Annotated in this window: 17 protein-coding genes; 8 read left to right on the top strand and 9 right to left on the bottom strand. The window is 67.1% G+C overall.

Features of this window, described 5'->3' with window-relative positions:
* Nucleotides 1–2: 2 nt before the first annotated feature.
* From ACX9OW_RS00885 to ACX9OW_RS00895, 3 genes are all read right to left on the bottom strand, one after another.
* Complete coding sequence (locus ACX9OW_RS00885; RefSeq protein ID WP_459061770.1) at nt 3–950, bottom strand: DMT family transporter; 948 nt, start codon at nt 948–950, stop codon at nt 3–5.
* A gap of 60 nt (nt 951–1,010) precedes the next feature.
* The gene (locus tag ACX9OW_RS00890) at nt 1,011–1,766 is read right to left on the bottom strand and encodes a DUF72 domain-containing protein (RefSeq protein WP_258391145.1); all 756 of its coding nucleotides are present in this window, start codon (nt 1,764–1,766) and stop codon (nt 1,011–1,013) included.
* 68 nt (nt 1,767–1,834) lie between these two features.
* Nucleotides 1,835–2,278, bottom strand: coding sequence for a VOC family protein (locus tag ACX9OW_RS00895; RefSeq protein ID WP_128990037.1), 444 nt, complete (start codon nt 2,276–2,278; stop codon nt 1,835–1,837).
* Between the two features lie 110 nt (nt 2,279–2,388).
* Between ACX9OW_RS00895 and ACX9OW_RS00900 the strand changes: the two genes are divergently transcribed.
* The gene (locus ACX9OW_RS00900) at nt 2,389–3,948 is read left to right on the top strand and encodes a serine hydrolase (RefSeq protein ID WP_128990035.1); all 1,560 of its coding nucleotides are present in this window, start codon (nt 2,389–2,391) and stop codon (nt 3,946–3,948) included.
* 130 nt (nt 3,949–4,078) lie between these two features.
* Nucleotides 4,079–5,911, top strand: coding sequence for a multidrug efflux ABC transporter SmrA (smrA, locus tag ACX9OW_RS00905; RefSeq protein WP_459061771.1), 1,833 nt, complete (start codon nt 4,079–4,081; stop codon nt 5,909–5,911).
* Nucleotides 5,912–6,011: 100 nt separating this feature from the next.
* On the opposite strand, the gene ACX9OW_RS00910 is transcribed toward smrA, so the two are convergent.
* Nucleotides 6,012–7,820, bottom strand: coding sequence for a DUF885 domain-containing protein (locus tag ACX9OW_RS00910; protein ID WP_459061772.1), 1,809 nt, complete (start codon nt 7,818–7,820; stop codon nt 6,012–6,014).
* Between the two features lie 112 nt (nt 7,821–7,932).
* Here ACX9OW_RS00910 and ACX9OW_RS00915 point away from each other — a divergent pair, with 112 nt between their 5' ends.
* Together ACX9OW_RS00915 and ACX9OW_RS00920 are read left to right on the top strand one after the other, a co-directional pair.
* Entirely contained in the window at nt 7,933–8,289 is a 357-nt protein-coding gene (locus tag ACX9OW_RS00915; RefSeq protein ID WP_459061773.1) for a GFA family protein, read from the top strand.
* Nucleotides 8,286–9,083 carry a DUF4349 domain-containing protein gene (locus tag ACX9OW_RS00920; protein ID WP_459061774.1) on the top strand — a complete coding sequence of 266 codons (798 nt, stop codon included), beginning with the start codon at nt 8,286–8,288 and terminating at the stop codon, nt 9,081–9,083. The genes ACX9OW_RS00915 and ACX9OW_RS00920 overlap by 4 nt, the downstream gene beginning before the upstream one ends.
* A 33-nt stretch (nt 9,084–9,116) precedes the next feature.
* Here ACX9OW_RS00920 and ACX9OW_RS00925 read toward each other — a convergent pair whose 3' ends face one another.
* Both ACX9OW_RS00925 and ACX9OW_RS00930 read right to left on the bottom strand, forming a co-directional pair.
* Nucleotides 9,117–9,410 carry a hypothetical protein gene (locus ACX9OW_RS00925; protein WP_053518791.1) on the bottom strand — a complete coding sequence of 98 codons (294 nt, stop codon included), beginning with the start codon at nt 9,408–9,410 and terminating at the stop codon, nt 9,117–9,119.
* 71 nt (nt 9,411–9,481) lie between these two features.
* A complete protein-coding gene (locus tag ACX9OW_RS00930) occupies nt 9,482–10,426 on the bottom strand; it encodes a LysR substrate-binding domain-containing protein (protein ID WP_053518793.1) in 945 nt (314 codons plus the stop codon).
* A gap of 115 nt (nt 10,427–10,541) precedes the next feature.
* On the opposite strand from ACX9OW_RS00930, the gene ACX9OW_RS00935 reads away from it, so the two are divergent.
* Nucleotides 10,542–11,414 (top strand): DMT family transporter, encoded by an 873-nt coding sequence (locus ACX9OW_RS00935; RefSeq protein ID WP_065174688.1) that lies wholly within the window; start codon nt 10,542–10,544, stop codon nt 11,412–11,414.
* 577 nt (nt 11,415–11,991) lie between these two features.
* Here ACX9OW_RS00935 and ACX9OW_RS00940 read toward each other — a convergent pair.
* Nucleotides 11,992–12,894 carry a peptidylprolyl isomerase gene (locus ACX9OW_RS00940; RefSeq protein WP_459061775.1) on the bottom strand — a complete coding sequence of 301 codons (903 nt, stop codon included), beginning with the start codon at nt 12,892–12,894 and terminating at the stop codon, nt 11,992–11,994.
* Nucleotides 12,895–13,030: 136 nt separating this feature from the next.
* Between ACX9OW_RS00940 and ACX9OW_RS00945 the strand changes: the two genes are divergently transcribed.
* Both ACX9OW_RS00945 and ACX9OW_RS00950 read left to right on the top strand, forming a co-directional pair.
* A complete protein-coding gene (locus tag ACX9OW_RS00945) occupies nt 13,031–13,396 on the top strand; it encodes a PadR family transcriptional regulator (protein ID WP_111185797.1) in 366 nt (121 codons plus the stop codon).
* Nucleotides 13,393–14,382 (top strand): sensor domain-containing protein, encoded by a 990-nt coding sequence (locus tag ACX9OW_RS00950; protein ID WP_053519901.1) that lies wholly within the window; start codon nt 13,393–13,395, stop codon nt 14,380–14,382. Before ACX9OW_RS00945 ends, ACX9OW_RS00950 begins: the two co-directional genes overlap by 4 nt.
* Nucleotides 14,383–14,493: 111 nt before the next feature.
* Here the strand turns inward: ACX9OW_RS00950 and ACX9OW_RS00955 are convergent, their stop codons facing one another.
* Both ACX9OW_RS00955 and ACX9OW_RS00960 read right to left on the bottom strand, forming a co-directional pair.
* Complete coding sequence (locus ACX9OW_RS00955; RefSeq protein ID WP_459061776.1) at nt 14,494–15,798, bottom strand: polyhydroxyalkanoate depolymerase; 1,305 nt, start codon at nt 15,796–15,798, stop codon at nt 14,494–14,496.
* 93 nt (nt 15,799–15,891) lie between these two features.
* A complete protein-coding gene (locus ACX9OW_RS00960; RefSeq protein WP_065181170.1) occupies nt 15,892–16,482 on the bottom strand; it encodes a class I SAM-dependent DNA methyltransferase in 591 nt (196 codons plus the stop codon).
* 144 nt (nt 16,483–16,626) lie between these two features.
* Here ACX9OW_RS00960 and ACX9OW_RS00965 point away from each other — a divergent pair, with 144 nt between their 5' ends.
* A complete protein-coding gene (locus ACX9OW_RS00965; RefSeq protein ID WP_053519905.1) occupies nt 16,627–17,082 on the top strand; it encodes a CopD family protein in 456 nt (151 codons plus the stop codon).
* Nucleotides 17,083–17,273 lie beyond the last annotated feature (191 nt).

Here is a 17,273-nt window from a genome sequence, read left to right on the forward strand (position 1 = left end):
GCTCATTCAGCGACGTTGCGGGCCTCCGCGGTGCCGAGGATTTCCGGATGCTGCAACGGCTTGCGGCGGTTCAGCAGCGGATGCAGGAAGACTGCACCGACGATGATCGCCACGCCCAGGTAGAACCAGGGAGTGACTTCGTGCTGCTCGCGCAGCAGCAGTACCGCCAGCAGCACCGCATACACCGGTTCCAGGTTGGTCACCAGCTGCACGGTGTAGGCGCTGAGGTGGCGCAGCGCGACCAGGGCGAGGGCGAACGGCAGCAGGGTGCAGATACCCGCCAGTACCAGCAGCAGGATGCCGTCGTGCAGGTCCGGCACCTCCCACAGCGGGCTGGCCAGGGCCGGCAGCAGGTAGGGCATCAGCGGCGCAAGCAGGGTCAGGGTCAGGGTGCCGGCCCCCAGTTCAAGCGCAGTCACCGTCAACGGATCGGCGTGGCTGACCATGCGCTTGTTGAGCGAGCCGAACACCGCCACCAGCAGTGCAGACAGCGCGCCAACCAGAACCCCCAGCCGCATGCCATCCGGCACGCCCCCCACCACCAGCGCCACGCCCGGCAGAACCGCCAATCCGAACGCCAGTTCGCGCAGCTGGAACGGACGCTTGGCCACCCACGGCTCGATGATCGAGGTGAACACCGGTGCCAGCGCGATGCAGGTCGCCGCCACCGAGGCATTGGCCAGTTTCACCGCACCATAGAACGTCAGCCAGTGCAGGGCGACCAGCGCACCGATGCCGGCGTATCCGGCCACCACCCGCAACGGCAGCGTGCGCAGGCCGCGCCACACCCGTGGCAGCAGTGCCAGCATCGCCGTCACCAGCAGCATGCGCCACCACACCAGCGGCAGCGCCGGCAAGGTGATCAGCTTGCCCAGGATGGCCGTGACGCCCCACAACAGGACACAGAAGTGGATCTGCCAAAGTGCTTTGCGGGTGTCGGGCGTGCTCATCCGCCTATTGTGCGGCAAGGCGGTGACCGCTGGGCGTCGGCAGCTCGATCCTGGCCGCGTTTACCGCCCCTGAGACCCGAGCAGGTCGTCCAGCCGCCGCTGCAGGGCCATCGCCGCGGCCGGATTGCGTGCCTTGCCGGCACCGATGCAGAGCAGGTACACCTCTCGTGGCGTCGATGGGGCGGATCCGGCAAGGCATGGCAGGTCGTCGACCGGCTCGCCGACGGCCCAGCGCCGGGCGCGTTCGGCCCAGCGCTGCTGCGTGGCGGCAGGCAGCCCCTGCAGCAGACGGGCCTGGCTGCGCTTGATGCGCGCGTAGACGAAGCTGGCGGTGACGTCGCCGTGCAGCGGGGCTTCGTCGCTGTCTTCGATGACCAACGCCACCCCGTGCCTGCGCGCGGCAGTGACCAGGGATGCGCTGTGCACCTGCGGATTGCGGATTTCAACAGCGTGCTGCAGCGCCACGCCATCGAGCTGCTTCGGCAGCTGGGCCATCAGCGCGTCCAGTGCCCCGGCATCGGCAGGATGGCGGGGATCGAACTGCCACAGCAGCGGCCCGAGGCGGTCGCCCAGGGCGATCGCTGCCTGCAGGAACGGCGCGGCGGCCTCGACGGTGCCGGACAGGTCGCGACGCTGCACCAGATAGCGGGGTGCCTTCAGGGAGAAACGGAAGCCGGCAGGAGTCTGCGACGCCCACTGCGCGCACTGGGCCGGGGTCGGGGTGCGATAGAAGGTGCCGTTGATCTCGATGCAGCGCAGGGCACGGCTGGCGTGCGCCAGTTCCTCCCGCTGCGGCAGGCCGGGCGGATAGAACATGCCGCCGCGCCATTCCGGGAACACCCAGCCGCCGATGCCGCAGCGGATGGGGGCGGGTGCCGGCGCGGTCACTGGCGGTGGTCCGCGCGCCAGGGATCGTAGCTGCCGAACCACCACACGTAGCCTTCCGGATCGGCACAGGCGTAGCCACGGCCGCCGTATGCCTGGTCGGCAATGTCGATCACGATGCGCGCGCCGGCCGCCTTGGCCCGCGCATAGTGCGCGTCGGCGTCGCTGACGATCACGCAGGCGCTCTGGGTCTGGCGGCCCCCTGTTTCGTCAGGCATCACCGCCAGCTTCGACCACGCGCTGTCGTTGCTGGTCGAACCCAGCATGATCATGCCGTGCCCGAACACCAGCTGCGCGTGGAACACCACGTCGCCATCGGCGTACACCGCCTGCGCCTGGAAGCCGAACGCGCGCTGCAGCCAGTCGATCGCCGCCAGCGCGTCGCGGTAGCGCAGGCACGGAATGATGGTGGATCCACTGCTTGATCGGCCGTTCTCGTCCATGGCACCCCTCCTATGGCACAGGGCACGATGCGCCGGCGACCGTTACCATCCCGCGAAACCCCGGTGATGGCCTGCACATGGCCGCGACCCCTGCTCGGAGATGGTTCTGGATGAATACCTGGATTGGAGGAGCCGTGCTGCTGGCCTGCACGACCATGGCGAATGCTGCAACGCCCCCGCAGCTGCAGGATCTGGATGCGACCGTCGAGCGCGTGCGTGCGCAGTTCGACGTGCCGGGCATCGCCGTTGCCGTGGTCAAGGACGGCAAGGTGGTGCTGGAACGCGGCTGGGGCGTGCGTGAGCAGGGCAGGCCGGATCCTGTGCAGGCCGATACCCTGTTCGCGATCGCCTCCAATACCAAAGCGTTCACCGCCACCTCGCTGAACCTGCTGGCCGAGGACGGCAAGCTGAAGATGGACGACAAGGTGATTGACCACCTGCCGTCGTTCCGCATGTCCGATCCGTTCGTGACCGGGCAGATGACGATCCGTGACCTGCTCTCGCATCGCAGCGGCCTCAGCCTGGGCGCGGGCGACCTGCTGTTCTGGCCGGCCACCGCCTACAGCAATGCCGAAGTGGTGGAGCGGCTGGGCAAGGTGCCGTTGAAAGGGGGATTCCGCGAGAGCTATGCCTACGACAACATCCTGTACGCCGTCGCCCAGCAGGTGATCGAGCACGTTTCCGGCATGAGCTACCAGCAGTTCCTGCAGACCCGCATCTTCGACAAGGTGGGCATGGCGGGCACGCGCTACAACGCCGACCACCTGCGGCCCGGCGACAAGGCGGCCGTCGGACACGCCAAGTACGATTTCAAGGATCTGCGCACCGTCGCACCGCTGACCTGGTCGAACAATGCCGGGGCCGGCGGCATCTATTCCAGCGCGCACGACATGGCGCGCTGGATGCAGGTGCAGCTGGCCGAGGGCGCGCTGGCCGATGGCAGCCCGCTGTTCACCGCGAAGAGCCAGCAGCAGATGTGGCGCATGATCACGCCGCAGTCGATTCCGGCGCCGAGCGTGCCGGAGCTGGCACCGGCGCGGCCGAACTTCGCCGGTTACGGCGAAGGCTGGAGCCTGAGCGATTACCGCGGGCAGAAGCTGGTCTGGCACACCGGTGGCTGGCCGGGCATGGTCTCGCGGCTGACGCTGGTGCCGGGCGAGAAGCTGGGGGTCGTGGTGCTGACCAACCAGGAAGTGGGCGCTGCGTTCAACGCGATCACGCTGAGCGTGCTCGATGCCTATCTGAGTGCGGAGAAGCACGACTGGGTGGACGCCTATGCCAAGGCCGTGGCCAAGGGCCAGGACAAGGCCGATGAGGCCTGGGCCAAGCACCAGGCAGCGCGTGTCAGGGGCAGCACTCCCTCGCTGCCGCTGGCCGGTTACACCGGCACCTTCCGCGACCGCTGGTATGGCGACATGCAGATCAGCACGGAAGGCAAGGGGCTGCGCCTGCGCTTCATGAAGACCGCGCAGCTGAGCGGCCGGCTGGAGCACTGGCAGCACGACACCTTCATCGTGCGCTGGGACGACCGTTCGCTCAATGCCGATGCCTTCGTGAACATCAGTCTCGACCCGGATGGCAAGGTGCGCGAGGTGCGCATGCAGCCGATCTCCGACCTGACCGATTTCAGCTTCGACTTCCAGGACCTGCTGTTCACCCCGGTCAACTGACGCCGCATGATCGGTAGCGCCGGGCCATGCCCGGCGAACACGGGCCGGCGCTACCGGCACCGCGCATCGTCGGTTGGCGTACACATCCGGCATGGGATACTCCGTCGGTTGCAAGAGGCGAGGGAATGCAATGTTCCGTTGGTTTGAATCCCTGATTCCGGTGTTCCCGCCCGTGGACGGGCGCATGCCGCCGCGCAGGGTGCTGCCGTTCTACCTGCACTACCTCCGGCCGGTGTGGCCGGTGCTGTTGGCCACGCTGATTGCTGGCCTGCTGCTGGCGCTGGTGGAAGTGGCGATGTTCGATTACCTGGGCCGCATCGTCGACATGGTCGCCGAGCAGCCCGGCGCCGGCTTTTTCAAACGTCACGCCAATGAGCTGGGCTGGATGCTGTTCATCACCGTGATCGCGCGCCCGGTGCTGGTCGGCCTGCACAACCTGCTGGTCAACCAGGCCATCGTGCCAGGCCTGAGCAATCGTTCGCGCTGGTTGATGCACAACTACGTGGTACGTCAGAGCCTGAGCTTCTTCCAGAACGACTTCGCAGGCAGCGTCGCCAACCGGGTGATGCAGACCGGGACGTCGCTGCGCGAATCCGCTGTGCAGATGGTCGACTCGCTCTGGTACATCGTGGTCTATACCGGCACCGCGCTGTATCTGTTCGCACAGGCCGACTGGCGATTGATGATGCCGTTGCTGCTGTGGCTGATTGCCTATGCAGTGATCATGGTCTACTTCGTGCCGCGCGCGAAGGAGCGGGCATGGATCGCCTCGGAAGCACGCTCCAAGGCGATGGGTCGCATCGTCGATGGCTACACCAACATTCCTACGCTGAAGCTGTTCGCCCATGGCGGCCGCGAGCAGGCCTACGTGGCCGAGTCGATCCAGGAGCTGGCGGTCAAGCACCGCGCGCAGACCCGGGTGACGACCGGCATGGACCTGGCCATCGCCATCGTCAACGGCTTCCTGATCGCCGGGACCTGTGGCCTGGCACTGTGGCTGTGGAACGGTGGCCACATCACCGTCGGCGCGATCACCTTGGCGACGGGCCTGGTCATCCGCATCCACAACATGTCGGGCTGGATCATGTGGACCATCAACGGCATCTTCGAGGACATCGGTACGGTGCAGGACGGCATCACCACCATCGCCCAGCCGCTGACCGTGCAGGACCGTGAGGACGCCGTGCCGCTGCAGGTCACCCAGGGCGGCGTGCACTTCCAGGATGTCCATTTCCACTACGGCAAGAAGGGCGGCGTGATCGCCGGCCTGGACCTGGTGGTGAAGCCGGGCGAGAAGATCGGCCTGGTCGGGCCCTCCGGTGCCGGCAAGTCGACCCTGGTCAATGTGCTGCTGCGGCTGTATGACCTGGAAAGCGGCCGCATCCTGATCGACGGCCAGGACATCGCGCATGTCACACAGGAGAGCCTGCGCCAACAGATCGGCGTGGTGACCCAGGACACCTCGCTGCTGCACCGCTCGATCCGCGACAACCTGCTGTACGGGCGCCCGGATGCCACCGATGATCAGTTGCGTGCTGCGGTCGCCAAGGCGCGTGCGGAAGCGTTCATCGACACGCTGGCGGACGGGCAGGGGCGCCGTGGCTACGACGCACATGTCGGCGAGCGTGGGGTGAAGCTGTCCGGCGGCCAGCGCCAGCGCATCGCCATTGCCCGGGTGCTGCTGAAGGACGCGCCGATCCTGGTGCTGGACGAGGCGACGTCGGCGCTGGATTCGGAAGTGGAAGCCGCGATCCAGGACAGCCTGGACGAACTGATGGGAGGCAAGACGGTGATCGCGATCGCGCATCGGCTGTCGACCATCGCGCGCATGGACCGTCTGGTGGTCATGGACCAGGGCCGGATCGTGGAAACCGGCAGCCATGCCGAGCTGATCGCGGCCGGTGGTCTGTATGCGCGGCTGTGGGCACGGCAGACCGGCGGGTTCGTGGCGGCCGACCAGTAGCCGTTTCGGCTGCGGCCGTTCCGCGCAGGGCGTGGATGCGGCGCAAAGAAGAACGGCCCGGTTGCCCGGGCCGTTCATCATCCACATCCAGCGCAGCCGCTTACTCGATGGGCTGGTCCAGCATCAGCTGGCGGGCGAAGCGCACCGGCGGTGCGCCGTAGGACAGCATCTGGTCGTGGTAGGCCTTCAGGTTGAACTTGTCGCCCAGCTTGTCCTGCATCGCCTTGCGGGTGTCGAAGTGCTCCTGCGCACCCACGAAGTAGGTCGGCAGCTGCGCCGAGGTCAGCTGCGCGCGCACCCACTTGCCGGCCGCTTCGCTCTCCTGCTGGAACGCGTCGTGGGTCATCAGGTGCATCGCCTTCTCGCGATCCCAGTTGTCCACGTGCACGCCCTGGTCGAGGATGGCGTTGGAGATCGTGCGCAGGTAGAACTTCAGCTGCACCAGGTGGAACAGCGGATCGTTGTCGAGGTAACCCTGCTCCTGCATCATGCGCTCGGTGTAGACCGCCCAGCCTTCGGCGAACAGGCCCGACCGCAGTACCGCGCGCAGGGTCGAGGGGAACTTGGCCGAATGCCAGCCTTCCAGGTAATGGCCCGGCGTGCCCTCATGGATGCTCAGGAGGTGGATCATGCGCGAGTTGTACTCACGCAGGAAGGAATCGACCTGCTTGTCGTTCCAGTCGTCGGGAATCGGCGACACCGCGTAGAAGGTCTTCAGGTTCTTGTCCAGCGGGCCCGGCGAATCGCAGTAGGCCACGGCCACGCCACGCTGGAATTCCGGCATCAGGATGATGTCCACCGGCGCATCCGGCAGCGTCATCAGGTCGTGCTCGCGCACGAACGCGGTTGACTGGTCCAGCGCGGCCTTGGCGTCGTCGACCACCTTGTCACGTGCCGGCTTGTCGGCGTAGGCCAGTTCCAGCGCGGCCTCGATGGCCTTCTGCTGCTGCTCGTCGGTCGGCTGCGCCGGCATCTCCGGCGCGCCCGGCTTGTCCTTCAGCACCGTCTGCGCGATGCCGTACATGTCTTCGCGCACGCGCTTGAGCTCGGCACGCGCGCGCTCACCGATCTCCTGCCGCGACAGCGAAGAACTGAGGGCGAACTTGAGCTTCTGGTCGTACTTCTCCGCACCGATGCGGAAATCACCCTTCGCGTTCGGCACGAGGGTCTTGTCCAGCCAGGTCTGCTGCTCGTCCACGGCCTTCTTCAGGCCATCGATGGCGGCCTGCAGGCGCTGCTGGTCGGCCTGCGGCAGTTCGCCGATATGCGGGGTGATGAAGGTATCGACGATGCTGAGAATGCCCTTGTTCTGCTTGGCCACCGTCTCGGCATGGATCTTCGGCACACGCGCCGGATCGAGGTTCTCGCGGGCCTGGGCGAAGATCGCCGGCAGCTTTTCCATGCGCGCGGTGGCCGACTTCAGCCGTTCCGGCAGCGGCGCGAACTCGCGTGCCATCAGGCCGTAGATCGCGCTGCCGGCGATGCCGTTGTACAGCTGCGGATCCCACTTGCCGGACTGCAGCACTTCGGCGTTCCAGATTTCCGACTGCAGCTGGTTGCGCAGGATGGCGGCATCGACCTGGTTCTCCCGGCCCAGCTTGGCCACGTCGATCCTGTCCAGCTCGCCCAGCAATGCCTTGTAGGCGGCGACAGTCTTCTGCTGGCCGGCAGCACTCAGGTCGTCGATCTCGCTGTCGTAGCGGTGGTCGCCGATCTGGGTGGCGCTGACCGGGGACAACTGCATCCAGGTGTCCAGGGCGCGCTTGGACAGATCGGCAAAGGCCGCATCGGCTGCCGCGTCACCGGCCTGCTGGCTGGCGGCGGAGGTGGAACCGGAGGGCGGGGCGTCGGCCTGCTGGCAGCCGGCGAGGGCGGCGACCAGGGCGAGGGCAAGAAGATGCGGGCGCATCGGCGTTCCTGTACGGGGTCAAACCCCGAGCATAGGCCGCCAGGGCTGCTTTGTCCCCGTGCCATAGGATTACCATTGGCACCTACACGGACCCGCCAGCGGAGAAAAGGACATGGAATACCAGGGAAGCTGCCATTGCGGCAGGATCGCATTCACGGTGCAGGCCGAGGCCCCGATCAGCGACGTCATCGACTGCAACTGCTCGATATGCCGCCGCCGCGGCAGCCTGCTGTGGTTTGCGCCGCGCGAGGCATTCCAGCTGCAGACCGATCCAGCCGATGTGGCCACCTACCAGTTCAACAGGCACCACATCGACCACCACCATTGCCGCGAGTGCGGCACTGCACCGTACAGCGAGGCCGTGGATCCGCGCAGCGGTGCGGCCATGGTGGCGGTCAACGTACGCTGCCTGCCGCAGGTCGACCTGGCCGGCCTGTCGGTGACCTCCTACGACGGAGCCGCAGCGTGACGGTCCGGCATGGATGGGTGGGCGCATTGACCGTGCCGGCACTCGTGCTGGCCCTGGCGGCCTGCGCGAAGGTGGAGCACGCGGCCGGCGGCGGTGGTGCCACAGCCGAAGCCGTGGCGTCGCCCGAAGGCGCCTTCCTGGCCTATGAACACGACGTACAGGTACAGCTGGACGCGGAAGCGATCGCGCCGCGCATCCAGCAGGTCGCGCAGGCCTGCCAGAGTGCGAAGTTCGGCGACTGTGCGGTGCTGCATGTGGACCAGCGCAGTGGCGATTCGCCCAGCGGCGAGGTCCGTGTGCGCATCGCGCCGAAGGGCGTGGAGCCCCTGATCGGCCTGGCGGGCGAGGGCGGCACACTGCAGTCGCGCACCACCCGCGCCGAGGATCTTGCACAGCAGGTGGCCGATACCGCGTTGACCAAGGCACGGTTGGAGAAGGAACACGCACGCCTGCTCGCCTACCAGGACCGTGGCGGTCTGAAGATCGAGGATCTGCTGGCGATCAGCACGCGCCTGTCGGAGATCGAGGCGGGGGTGGAGCAGGCCAGCAAGGACGCCGCGCAGCAGCGTCGCCGCATCGATACGCAGCTGCTGACGCTGCACTTCGGTACCACCTCCGGCGAGCGCGGCCGCAGCGAGATCGGCGATGCGCTGAGCGAGTCGGGCAGCATCCTCAGTACCAGTATCGCCTTCCTGATCCGTGCGGCGGCTGCATTGCTGCCGGTCGCGGTACTGGCATTGATCGCAGGATGGGGTGTGAGGGCGGGGTTGCGTCGCCGCCGTCGGACGCCGTAACGCGCGGGTTCGCCGGGCCACGCCCGGCGATGCTCAGCCTTCGTCGGTCTCGTATTCGACGAACACGTCCAGCTCCAGCGCAAGCTCCTGCACCGCGTCACGAACCTTCTGCGCGGTGCTTTCGTTGCCCACCTCCACCTCCAGTTCGTGGATGCCCGGACCGATGTCATCGGACAGTCCTGCCGAACTGGAGTCATCGTCGTCCATGTGTGGCATCAGATCGTCGGTTTCCTCGACATGTTCGATGCCTTCCAGGCCCAGCAGCAGGTCGCTGATCGCACGGGCGTCGTCTTCGGTTCCAGTAATGCGCATTCGCAGCAGGGCCATGGCAGATGCAGGTCGTTGTGGAGGTATCCGCAGCGTAGCCAGCGATGGGCAAAGACCGGGTGAGGGCCTGGTCAGCCGGGCGTGGGCGCGCGGCCGAGCAGACTGTCGGGCAGTGCCGGGATCGGTGTGCGGTCGTCCTGTGCCTGGGCCAGCAGCCAATCGATGAACAGGCGTGCGGCAGGGCTGGGCGGCTGGCCTTCGGCATGCACCACGTAATACGCATAGCGGGCCTTCAGGGCGGGCCCAGGCAGCCGCACCACCTCGTAGCGCTGCAGGTAGGGTTGGGCGATGTGGGTGCGCGCCAGCACCGCGCCCATGCCATACACCGCGGCCCGCATCGCATCGGTGCTGTCGGCGAAGGTGTGCATCGGCGGCAGCGGCGAGGGCGGGCGTACGCCCGCATGACGGAACCAGTCGCGCCAGCCCTGCGGCGAGAGATCGGTCAGCAGCGGCAGCTCGGCGATGCGCGCCGGATCGTGCAGGGCTTCCACGCCCGGCAGCGCCGGCGAGGCGACCGGGAACAGGCTGTCGTCCATCAGGTGTTGCGCGTGCAGCCCCGGCCACTGGCCCAGGCCATAGCGGATGCCCACCTCCGGTCCGTTGTCGTCGTAGCGGTCCAGGCCGCTGCCGGTGTGCAGTTCCACCCGAATGTGCGGATGCGCCTGGGTGAAGCGCGGCAGGCGTGGCAGCAGCCAGCAGTACGACAGCGAGCGCAGGGTGGTGATGCGCAGCGGCACGCTGTCCGCATCCGGATGCAGGTTGTGGGCGACGGCGGCGACATCGGTGAACGCCGCACTGGCGGCGTCGGCCAGCTGCCGGCCTTCGGCGGTCAGCCGCACGCCGCGGGCATGGCGCAGGAACAGGCGGGTTTCCAGCACCTCTTCCAGGCGGCGGACATGGTGGCTGACCGCGCTGGCGGTCAGGTGCAGTTCCTGCGCGGCCTGGGCGAAGTTCTGGTGGCGCGCGGCGACCGCGAACACGGCCAGGGCAGGGAGCAGGGAAGGGCGTAGCTGCATGTCCAGCCTCAAACCATATTTGTGGCTGGCAGCGATACTACGCGCTTGTGCGGCGGGCGTCTGCGTCTGATCCTGTTGTACCAACCGAGGAGTGGATGATGGACGGAGGCAGGGCATGAATGCGGTCCCACAGGCGGCCGAGCGCGACTGGCGCACGCCGCTGGAGTTGACCCTGCTGGGCGCCATCTGGGGGTGCTCGTTCCTGTTCATGCGGGTGGCGGTGCCATCGTTCGGCCCGTTCGCCCTGGTCGAGGTGCGTCTGCTGCTGGGGGCACTGGTACTGCTGCCGTTCCTGTGGCGCGCGCGGGCGCAGTTCCCGCCGCGGCGCTGGCTGTGGCTGGCGCCGATCGGCCTGGTCAACTCGGCGTTGCCGTTCGTGCTGTTCGCCTACGCCGCCGAGCACGCACCGGCGGCGATCGGTGCGATCTGCAATGCGATGACGGTCCTGTTCGCCGCGCTCATCGCCTTCCTGTTCTTCGGCGAGAAGATCGGTGTGCGTCGCGCGGGTGCGTTGCTGGTCGGCTTTGCCGGCGTGGTGGTGCTGGCGACGGCCAAGGTCTCGGGCCTGGGCATCGGCACGGCCGTGCTGGCCGGCGCCGCGGCATCGCTGCTGTACGGACTGGGGGTGAACCTGGTGAAGCGGCACATGGCGGGCCTGCCGTCTGCTGCCGCGGCGGCGGCGACGCTGTCCTGCGCCTCGCTGTGGATGCTGCCGATGGCGGTGAGCCATTGGCCGCAGGCCGCGATTCCGCTCAAGGCGTGGGGCGCGGCGATTGCCTTGGGCGTGGCCTGCACCGGGCTGGCGTTCCTGATGTTCTACCGTCTGATCGGCCGCATCGGCCCGTCGCGTGCATCCACGGTGACCTACCTGATTCCACTGTTCGGTGCGGCGTTCGCGTGGTTGTTCCTGGGTGAGCCGGTGACGCTGCAGATGCTGATTGCGGGTGCGTTGATTCTGGGTAGCGTGGCGGTGAGTCAGAAGGGCTGATGCGTTGGCGTTTTGCGCGTGGCGCGTGCTGAGGGTGCTTCACTGTTCATGGGTGTTACTTTTCTTTTCGCGCGAAAAGAAAAGTAACCAAAAGAAACGCGCCGCCAAGCCGCGAGCCGCCGTGCTTCGCACGTCGGTCCCCTGCGCTTCTCGGTGAATCAGGGGACGGTGCCGAACTCGCTGCGCTCAGACATCGGCACCTCTCCGCCCCTGATTCCCCTGCGATGCTCGGCTCGCTCAAGGCGGACTGAAGGTCAAGATCACCAGCAACAGCAACAGCAACAGCATCCACGCTTGACGTGGATCTGCTGGGTGCAGCTGTGGACTTTGATCTGGGTCCGCCTTGAGCGAGCCGAGCACCGCAGGTCCGGCGAGGGCGAAGAGGCGCGGGTGTCTGAGCGCAGCGAGTTCCCGCGCCGTCCCTCGACGGGCCGAGGAGCGCAGGGTACCGATGCGCAACGCGCATCGGCTCGCGGTCGGCGGAACGTTTCTTTTGGTTACTTTTCTTTGCGTACAAAGAAAAGTGACGCTCATGAACAGTGAAGCACCTTCAGCACGCGTCACGTGCAGGAACCCATCACCGCACCGGCACCGGAACATTGCACAGATCGATATGCCCAGCCGGACGCTTGTAGAAATCATCCACGCGATTGCGTCGCGCCTCCACCGTATCGGCGAAAGTCTTTGAATCAGTACGCAACACCTGGATCGGCGTGCGTTCGGCGGCCACCACGTCGCTGGCACGGCGGATCGAAATGATCGGCGTGCGCAGTTTCGGGTCTTCATAGAAGCCCATCGGCGCCGGGCCGCGCGGGATCGCGCTGAGCAGTTCCATGCCCTTCAGGACGCGACCGACCAGGGTGATGTTGCGGTCCAGCTGACGTGGCGACTGCCCGGTCACCACGTACAGTTCGGCACCGATGCTGCTGTCCTCGTCGTTGTTGCGACCGGCCCCCAGCATGCCGTAGCAGTGCGCCAGCCAGGCCTTGCCGGCCTGCGGATCCTGCCCGACCGGGAAGCCATCGACGAAACCGGTCTGCGCCGCCCAGCCATCGCGGTCCGGCAGCACGCTCACCTTCAGGCCGGCGCTGGCACGCTCGAACTCGGCCGGCAGCTTGCGCGCGGCACTGCCGAACGGCCTGGCCCTGGCCGGGTCATCGGCGTCGGCATCGCCGAACTGCACGACGAAGTTGTCCTGGGAACGGTAGATGCTGGTGCCGTCCCAGAAGTGCTCGTGGGCGAACGTCTGGATGTTGGCGACATGGCGTGGTGCGAACTGGGGCGCCAGTTCGATGATCACCCGGCCGGCAGGCAGATCCATGTACAGCAGGTTGGCCGGGTCGGGGGTGCGCCAATCGCTGGCGGCCGAGGCGTCAAGAATCTGCTGCGGGCTGCGGTAGGGCGTCGCTGCGCTGGCCAGCGAGGGCAACAGGCAGGCCAGGGCGAGGGCGGTCAGGGCAAGGCGACGACGGTGCGGCATGGAAACCCCGGAACATGAACGAGCCCTCGATTCTGCGCGAGGCGCAGGGCCACGCCAACCGGCAGGATGACTAACGACACATTCGCTATACCGAACTTCGCACTACTGTGGACTTCAACGTAGTGGAGGGCCGGGCATGTCGGAAGACGACATCCACCTGAAGAAGTTCCAGAAGGAGCTCAGCGCCGGAACCGTGTCGCTGGCCCTGCTGGCGGTGCTGGCCCGTACCGGCGAGCCGCTGTACGGGTACCTCATCGCCAAGGAGCTGGAGCGCGTGGGCGAGGGCGTGCTGAGTGGCAAGCAGAGCGCGCTGTACCCGGTGCTGCGCAACCTGGAGAGCGGCGGCCTGCTGGAGAGCCATGTCGAGCCCTCCAGCAGCGGGCCGCCCCGGCGCTACTACCGCATCAATGACCGTGGCCGCGAAGTGCTGGCGCAGTGGCGCCAGGCCTGGCAGGCCACCCGTGATTCCGTCGATTCCGTGTTGGAGGGGGTACCGCAATGAACGACCCGAGCCTGGCAGGCCGCGCCCTGCCGACCACCATCCCGCAGTACCTGGCGCAGCTGCGCGAGGCGCTGCAGGGCGCCGATCCGGCGATGGTGCAGGACGCGCTGTATGACGCCGAGGAATACCTGCGTTCCGAGCTGGCCGCCCAGCCCGGTCGCAGCGAGGCGGAGGTGATTGCCGATGTGGCCGGCAGCTACGGTGCGCCGGATGAAGTGGCGGAGATCTACCGCGAAACGGAAGTCACCGTGAACCGCGCACTGCGCACGCCGCGCGCCGACACCGCGCCGGTGCTGCGTGTGGCAGCCGAGGCCAGTGGTGTGGAACCGGCCGCGGCACCGCCGGTGCCGGTGCCGCGCTCGCTGCTGTCGCGCTTCTTTGGCGTGGTGGCCGATCCGCACACCTATGGCGCGCTGTTCTACATGCTGCTGTCGCTGGCCACCGGCATCTTCTTCTTCACCTGGGTGGTGACCGGCCTGTCGCTGTCGCTCGGCCTGCTGATCCTGATCATCGGCGTGCCGTTGACCGTGCTGTTCTTCGGTTCGGTGCGCGGGCTGGCACTGCTGGAGGGGCGCCTGGTCGAGGCGCTGCTGGGCGAGCGCATGCCGCGGCGGCCGCGCTATACCGACCGCAGCCGCAGTTGGCTGCAGCGTATCGGCGACATGTTCACGGACGGCCGCACCTGGCTGACCCTGTTGTACTTCGTGCTGATGCTGCCCTTGGGCATCGTCTACTTCACCATCGCGGTGACGCTGCTGTCGCTGTCGCTGGGACTGATCTGGGCGCCGGTGGCAGCGATCTTCAGCGGGGAAATCCCGGGCGTGTACGTTGATGGCGTGAACGTGCTGCCGATGGCTGCCTCGCCGCTGGTCGGGATCGTGGTCGCCGCGGCGGGTGCCCTGCTGCTGCTGCTGACGCTGCACCTGGCACGCGGCATTGGCAAGCTGCATGGCCTGATCGCCAAGAACCTGCTGGTGCGCCTGTAAGCGACGAGGGGTCGGATCCCTGTTCGCAGAACAGGGCTCTGACCCCGTTCGAGCGGGGTGCCGGGGTCAGAGCCCTTTCCGTTGGAAAGGGATCCGACCCCCGGTGCAGGGTCAGCCCGCCTTGCGGCGCAGCGGGGTGACGTTGCTCTTCTTCTTCGCTTTTGCCGCTGGCGCTTCTGCGTGCGCCGCGAAGAAGTCGCGTACCTTCGGGTACACCACCTCGCGCCAGCGGCGGCCGCTGAAGATGCCGTAATGGCCGGCGCCTTCGACGATGAAATGCTCGCGGCGCTCGGCCGGGATGCCCGTACACAGCGCCTGCGCAGCTTCGGTCTGGCCGAGGCCCGCGATATCGTCCAGTTCGCCTTCGATGCTCAGCAGCGCGGTATCGCGGATCGCCGAAGGGTCGACCTTTTCGCCGTTGACCACCCACTCTCCGCGCGGCAGCAGGAAGTCCTGGAAGACCACGCGGATGGTATCCAGGTAGTACCTGGCAGGCATGTCCAGCACCGCGTTGTACTCATCATAGAAGCGGCGGTGCGCGTCGGCGTCTTCCAGATCGCCCTTGACCAGGTCAGCGTAGAAGTCCCAGTGCGAGCTGAAATGGCGGCTGGGATTCATCGACAGGAAGCCGGCGTGCTGCAGGAAGCCCGGGTACACGCGACGGCCTGCGCCGGGGTAGCCGGCCGGCACGCTGTGGATGACGTTGTTCTCGAACCAGGACAGCGGGTTCTGGGTCGCCAGATTGTTCACCGCGGTGGGGCTGCAGCGTGCGTCGATCGGACCGCCCATCATCACCAGCGTGCGCGGGGTGGGCTCGCCACGGCTGGCCATCAGTGACACCGCGGCCAGCACCGGTACGGTCGGTTGGCACACGCTGACCACGTGCAGGCGCTCGACGCCAAGGTGGCGGATGAACTGCTGGATGTAGGCGATGTAGTCGTCCAGGCCGAAATCACCTTCGCTGGCCGCAACCATGCGCGCATCGACCCAGTCGGTGACGTAGACACGATGGTCGCGCAGCAGCGTGCGCACGGTATCGCGCAGCAGCGTGGCGTGATGGCCGGACAGCGGCGCCACCACCAGCACGAAGGGCTGGTTGAGCATGGTGTGCAGCTGGTCGGCTTCGTTGCTGTGACGCTTGAAGCGCAGCAGCTTGCAGAACGGCTTGCTCACTTCCTCGTGCACGACGATCGGCACGCGTTCGCCTTCGACCTCGATTTCGTTGATGCCCCACTCGGGCTTCTCGTAATCCTTGCCGATGCGATGGAACAGTTCGTTGACCGCCGCCAGGCGTTCGGCACCCGGCATCTGCGACCACCAGTGGCCGGGATTGGCGAAGAACTTGGCGTTGGCCTGGGCCTGGTGCACCCAGGGGGCGAGCAGGTTGCGGGTCAGTTCGTGCAGTTGATAGAGCATGACGACCGAATATGTATGGTCATATGTTGCCGCGCAGCATATCCCATCCGGGTGTCCCGCAGGTTAAGTTGGCTGAAAATAATGAATCCGGATTCACATCCGTTCCAGCGCGGCCGCATCGCCTGCCAGGGCGGGGCCGAGCCAGCAGTGCGACCCTGCCGGCTGCAGGCCGTGCCGGGCCAGCGTCCGGCGATACCAGCCTGCCGGGCGGGCCTGGAAGCCCTCGTGGTCGCCCTCGAACGCGTCCTCGGCTGCGAAGGTCTCCAGGAACGCGATGCCGCCGGTCAGCTCGGCCACGCCCGCCAGGCCGGCGCGCAGCTCGCGGTCGGGCACGTAATGCATCACGTCCGAGCAGACCAGCAGGTCCACCGGCGCGCACGGCCGCAGCCAGGCGAAGTCGCCGAAGCGGGCCAGATGCAGGTTGCGGGTCCGGCCATAGCGACGCACAGCGTACTCGCTGCTGTCGAAGCCCAGATACTCGACCTTCGGACGCAGTTTCCGCAGCGGCGCGCGCCAGGCCCCCTCGCCGCAGCCGATGTCCAGCACGCTGCGGATCGGCCGCTCCAGGTAGTACTCGGCACTGGCCACCGCCAATGCCACCTTGCGGGCGAGGCGGGCGCTGCCGCCGATGTCGGCCCGGCGGTACCAGCGCTGGAAGTAGGCGGCGTCGTAGGTCTTGTCCACGCAGAAGGAGGTTTCGTTGAAAACGGCGCCTATCGTACGGCGTTGCCGCTCGCCGTGCGTCGATCGGTCGCGCCGACCGCAGCCGGTACACCGGCACGCCATGCGAGAATGGCCGCCACCTACGCCAGCCGCTGGAGCGAGCGCATGCAGAGCTACTACTGGGTCAAGACCTTCCACATCGTGTTCGTGGTGGCGTGGATGGCGACGGTGTTCTATCTGCCGCGCATCCTGGTGAACCTGGCCGAGGCGGCGGGACAACCCGCGGTGGTCGAGCGCCTGCAGCTGATGGGCCTGCGTCTGTACCGTTTCGGCCACTCGATGTTCGGCCTGGCCTTCGTCCTGGGACTGGTGTTGTGGCTGGGCTACCGGGTCATTCCGGACTTCCCGACGATGGTCGCGCCGGGCGGTGCCGGCTGGCTGCATGCCAAGCTCGGCCTGGTGGTGCTGCTGCTGGTCTACTTCGGCTGGACCGGCCGCCTGCTCAAGGGCGTCGCCAAGGGCCGGCCTCTGCCGTCCTCGCGCGCGCTGCGCTGGATCAACGAAATCCCGCTGCTGGCCTTCATTCCGATCGTCTGGCTGGTGCTGGCCAAACCCTTCTGAGCCGGCGCACATCGCGCACCTCCAGATGAATCGCCGCGTAACCTGACAAGCGGCGCGCCTTGCAACAAATTGCATGGGCCCCGCCCGTGCGTCTCCAGATACTGCGCGCCTTCGACACAGCGGCTGCCTGCAACAGTCCCGCCATTGCTCCGCGTGGGCATGGATGGGAATGCCAGGTACTGCACGCACGC

The organism is Stenotrophomonas genospecies 5 (assembly GCF_054473825.1).

Coding starts and splice junctions, on each gene's coding strand:
- ACX9OW_RS00885 (WP_459061770.1), bottom strand. CDS start 950: ATGAGCACGCCCGACACCCGCAAAGCACTTTGGCAGATCCACTTCTGT.
- ACX9OW_RS00890 (WP_258391145.1), bottom strand. CDS start 1,766: ATGTTCTATCCGCCCGGCCTGCCGCAGCGGGAGGAACTGGCGCACGCC.
- ACX9OW_RS00895 (WP_128990037.1), bottom strand. CDS start 2,278: ATGGACGAGAACGGCCGATCAAGCAGTGGATCCACCATCATTCCGTGC.
- ACX9OW_RS00900 (WP_128990035.1), top strand. CDS start 2,389: ATGAATACCTGGATTGGAGGAGCCGTGCTGCTGGCCTGCACGACCATG.
- smrA (WP_459061771.1), top strand. CDS start 4,079: ATGTTCCGTTGGTTTGAATCCCTGATTCCGGTGTTCCCGCCCGTGGAC.
- ACX9OW_RS00910 (WP_459061772.1), bottom strand. CDS start 7,820: ATGCGCCCGCATCTTCTTGCCCTCGCCCTGGTCGCCGCCCTCGCCGGC.
- ACX9OW_RS00915 (WP_459061773.1), top strand. CDS start 7,933: ATGGAATACCAGGGAAGCTGCCATTGCGGCAGGATCGCATTCACGGTG.
- ACX9OW_RS00925 (WP_053518791.1), bottom strand. CDS start 9,410: ATGGCCCTGCTGCGAATGCGCATTACTGGAACCGAAGACGACGCCCGT.
- ACX9OW_RS00930 (WP_053518793.1), bottom strand. CDS start 10,426: ATGCAGCTACGCCCTTCCCTGCTCCCTGCCCTGGCCGTGTTCGCGGTC.
- ACX9OW_RS00935 (WP_065174688.1), top strand. CDS start 10,542: ATGAATGCGGTCCCACAGGCGGCCGAGCGCGACTGGCGCACGCCGCTG.
- ACX9OW_RS00940 (WP_459061775.1), bottom strand. CDS start 12,894: ATGCCGCACCGTCGTCGCCTTGCCCTGACCGCCCTCGCCCTGGCCTGC.
- ACX9OW_RS00945 (WP_111185797.1), top strand. CDS start 13,031: ATGTCGGAAGACGACATCCACCTGAAGAAGTTCCAGAAGGAGCTCAGC.
- ACX9OW_RS00950 (WP_053519901.1), top strand. CDS start 13,393: ATGAACGACCCGAGCCTGGCAGGCCGCGCCCTGCCGACCACCATCCCG.
- ACX9OW_RS00955 (WP_459061776.1), bottom strand. CDS start 15,798: ATGCTCTATCAACTGCACGAACTGACCCGCAACCTGCTCGCCCCCTGG.
- ACX9OW_RS00965 (WP_053519905.1), top strand. CDS start 16,627: ATGCAGAGCTACTACTGGGTCAAGACCTTCCACATCGTGTTCGTGGTG.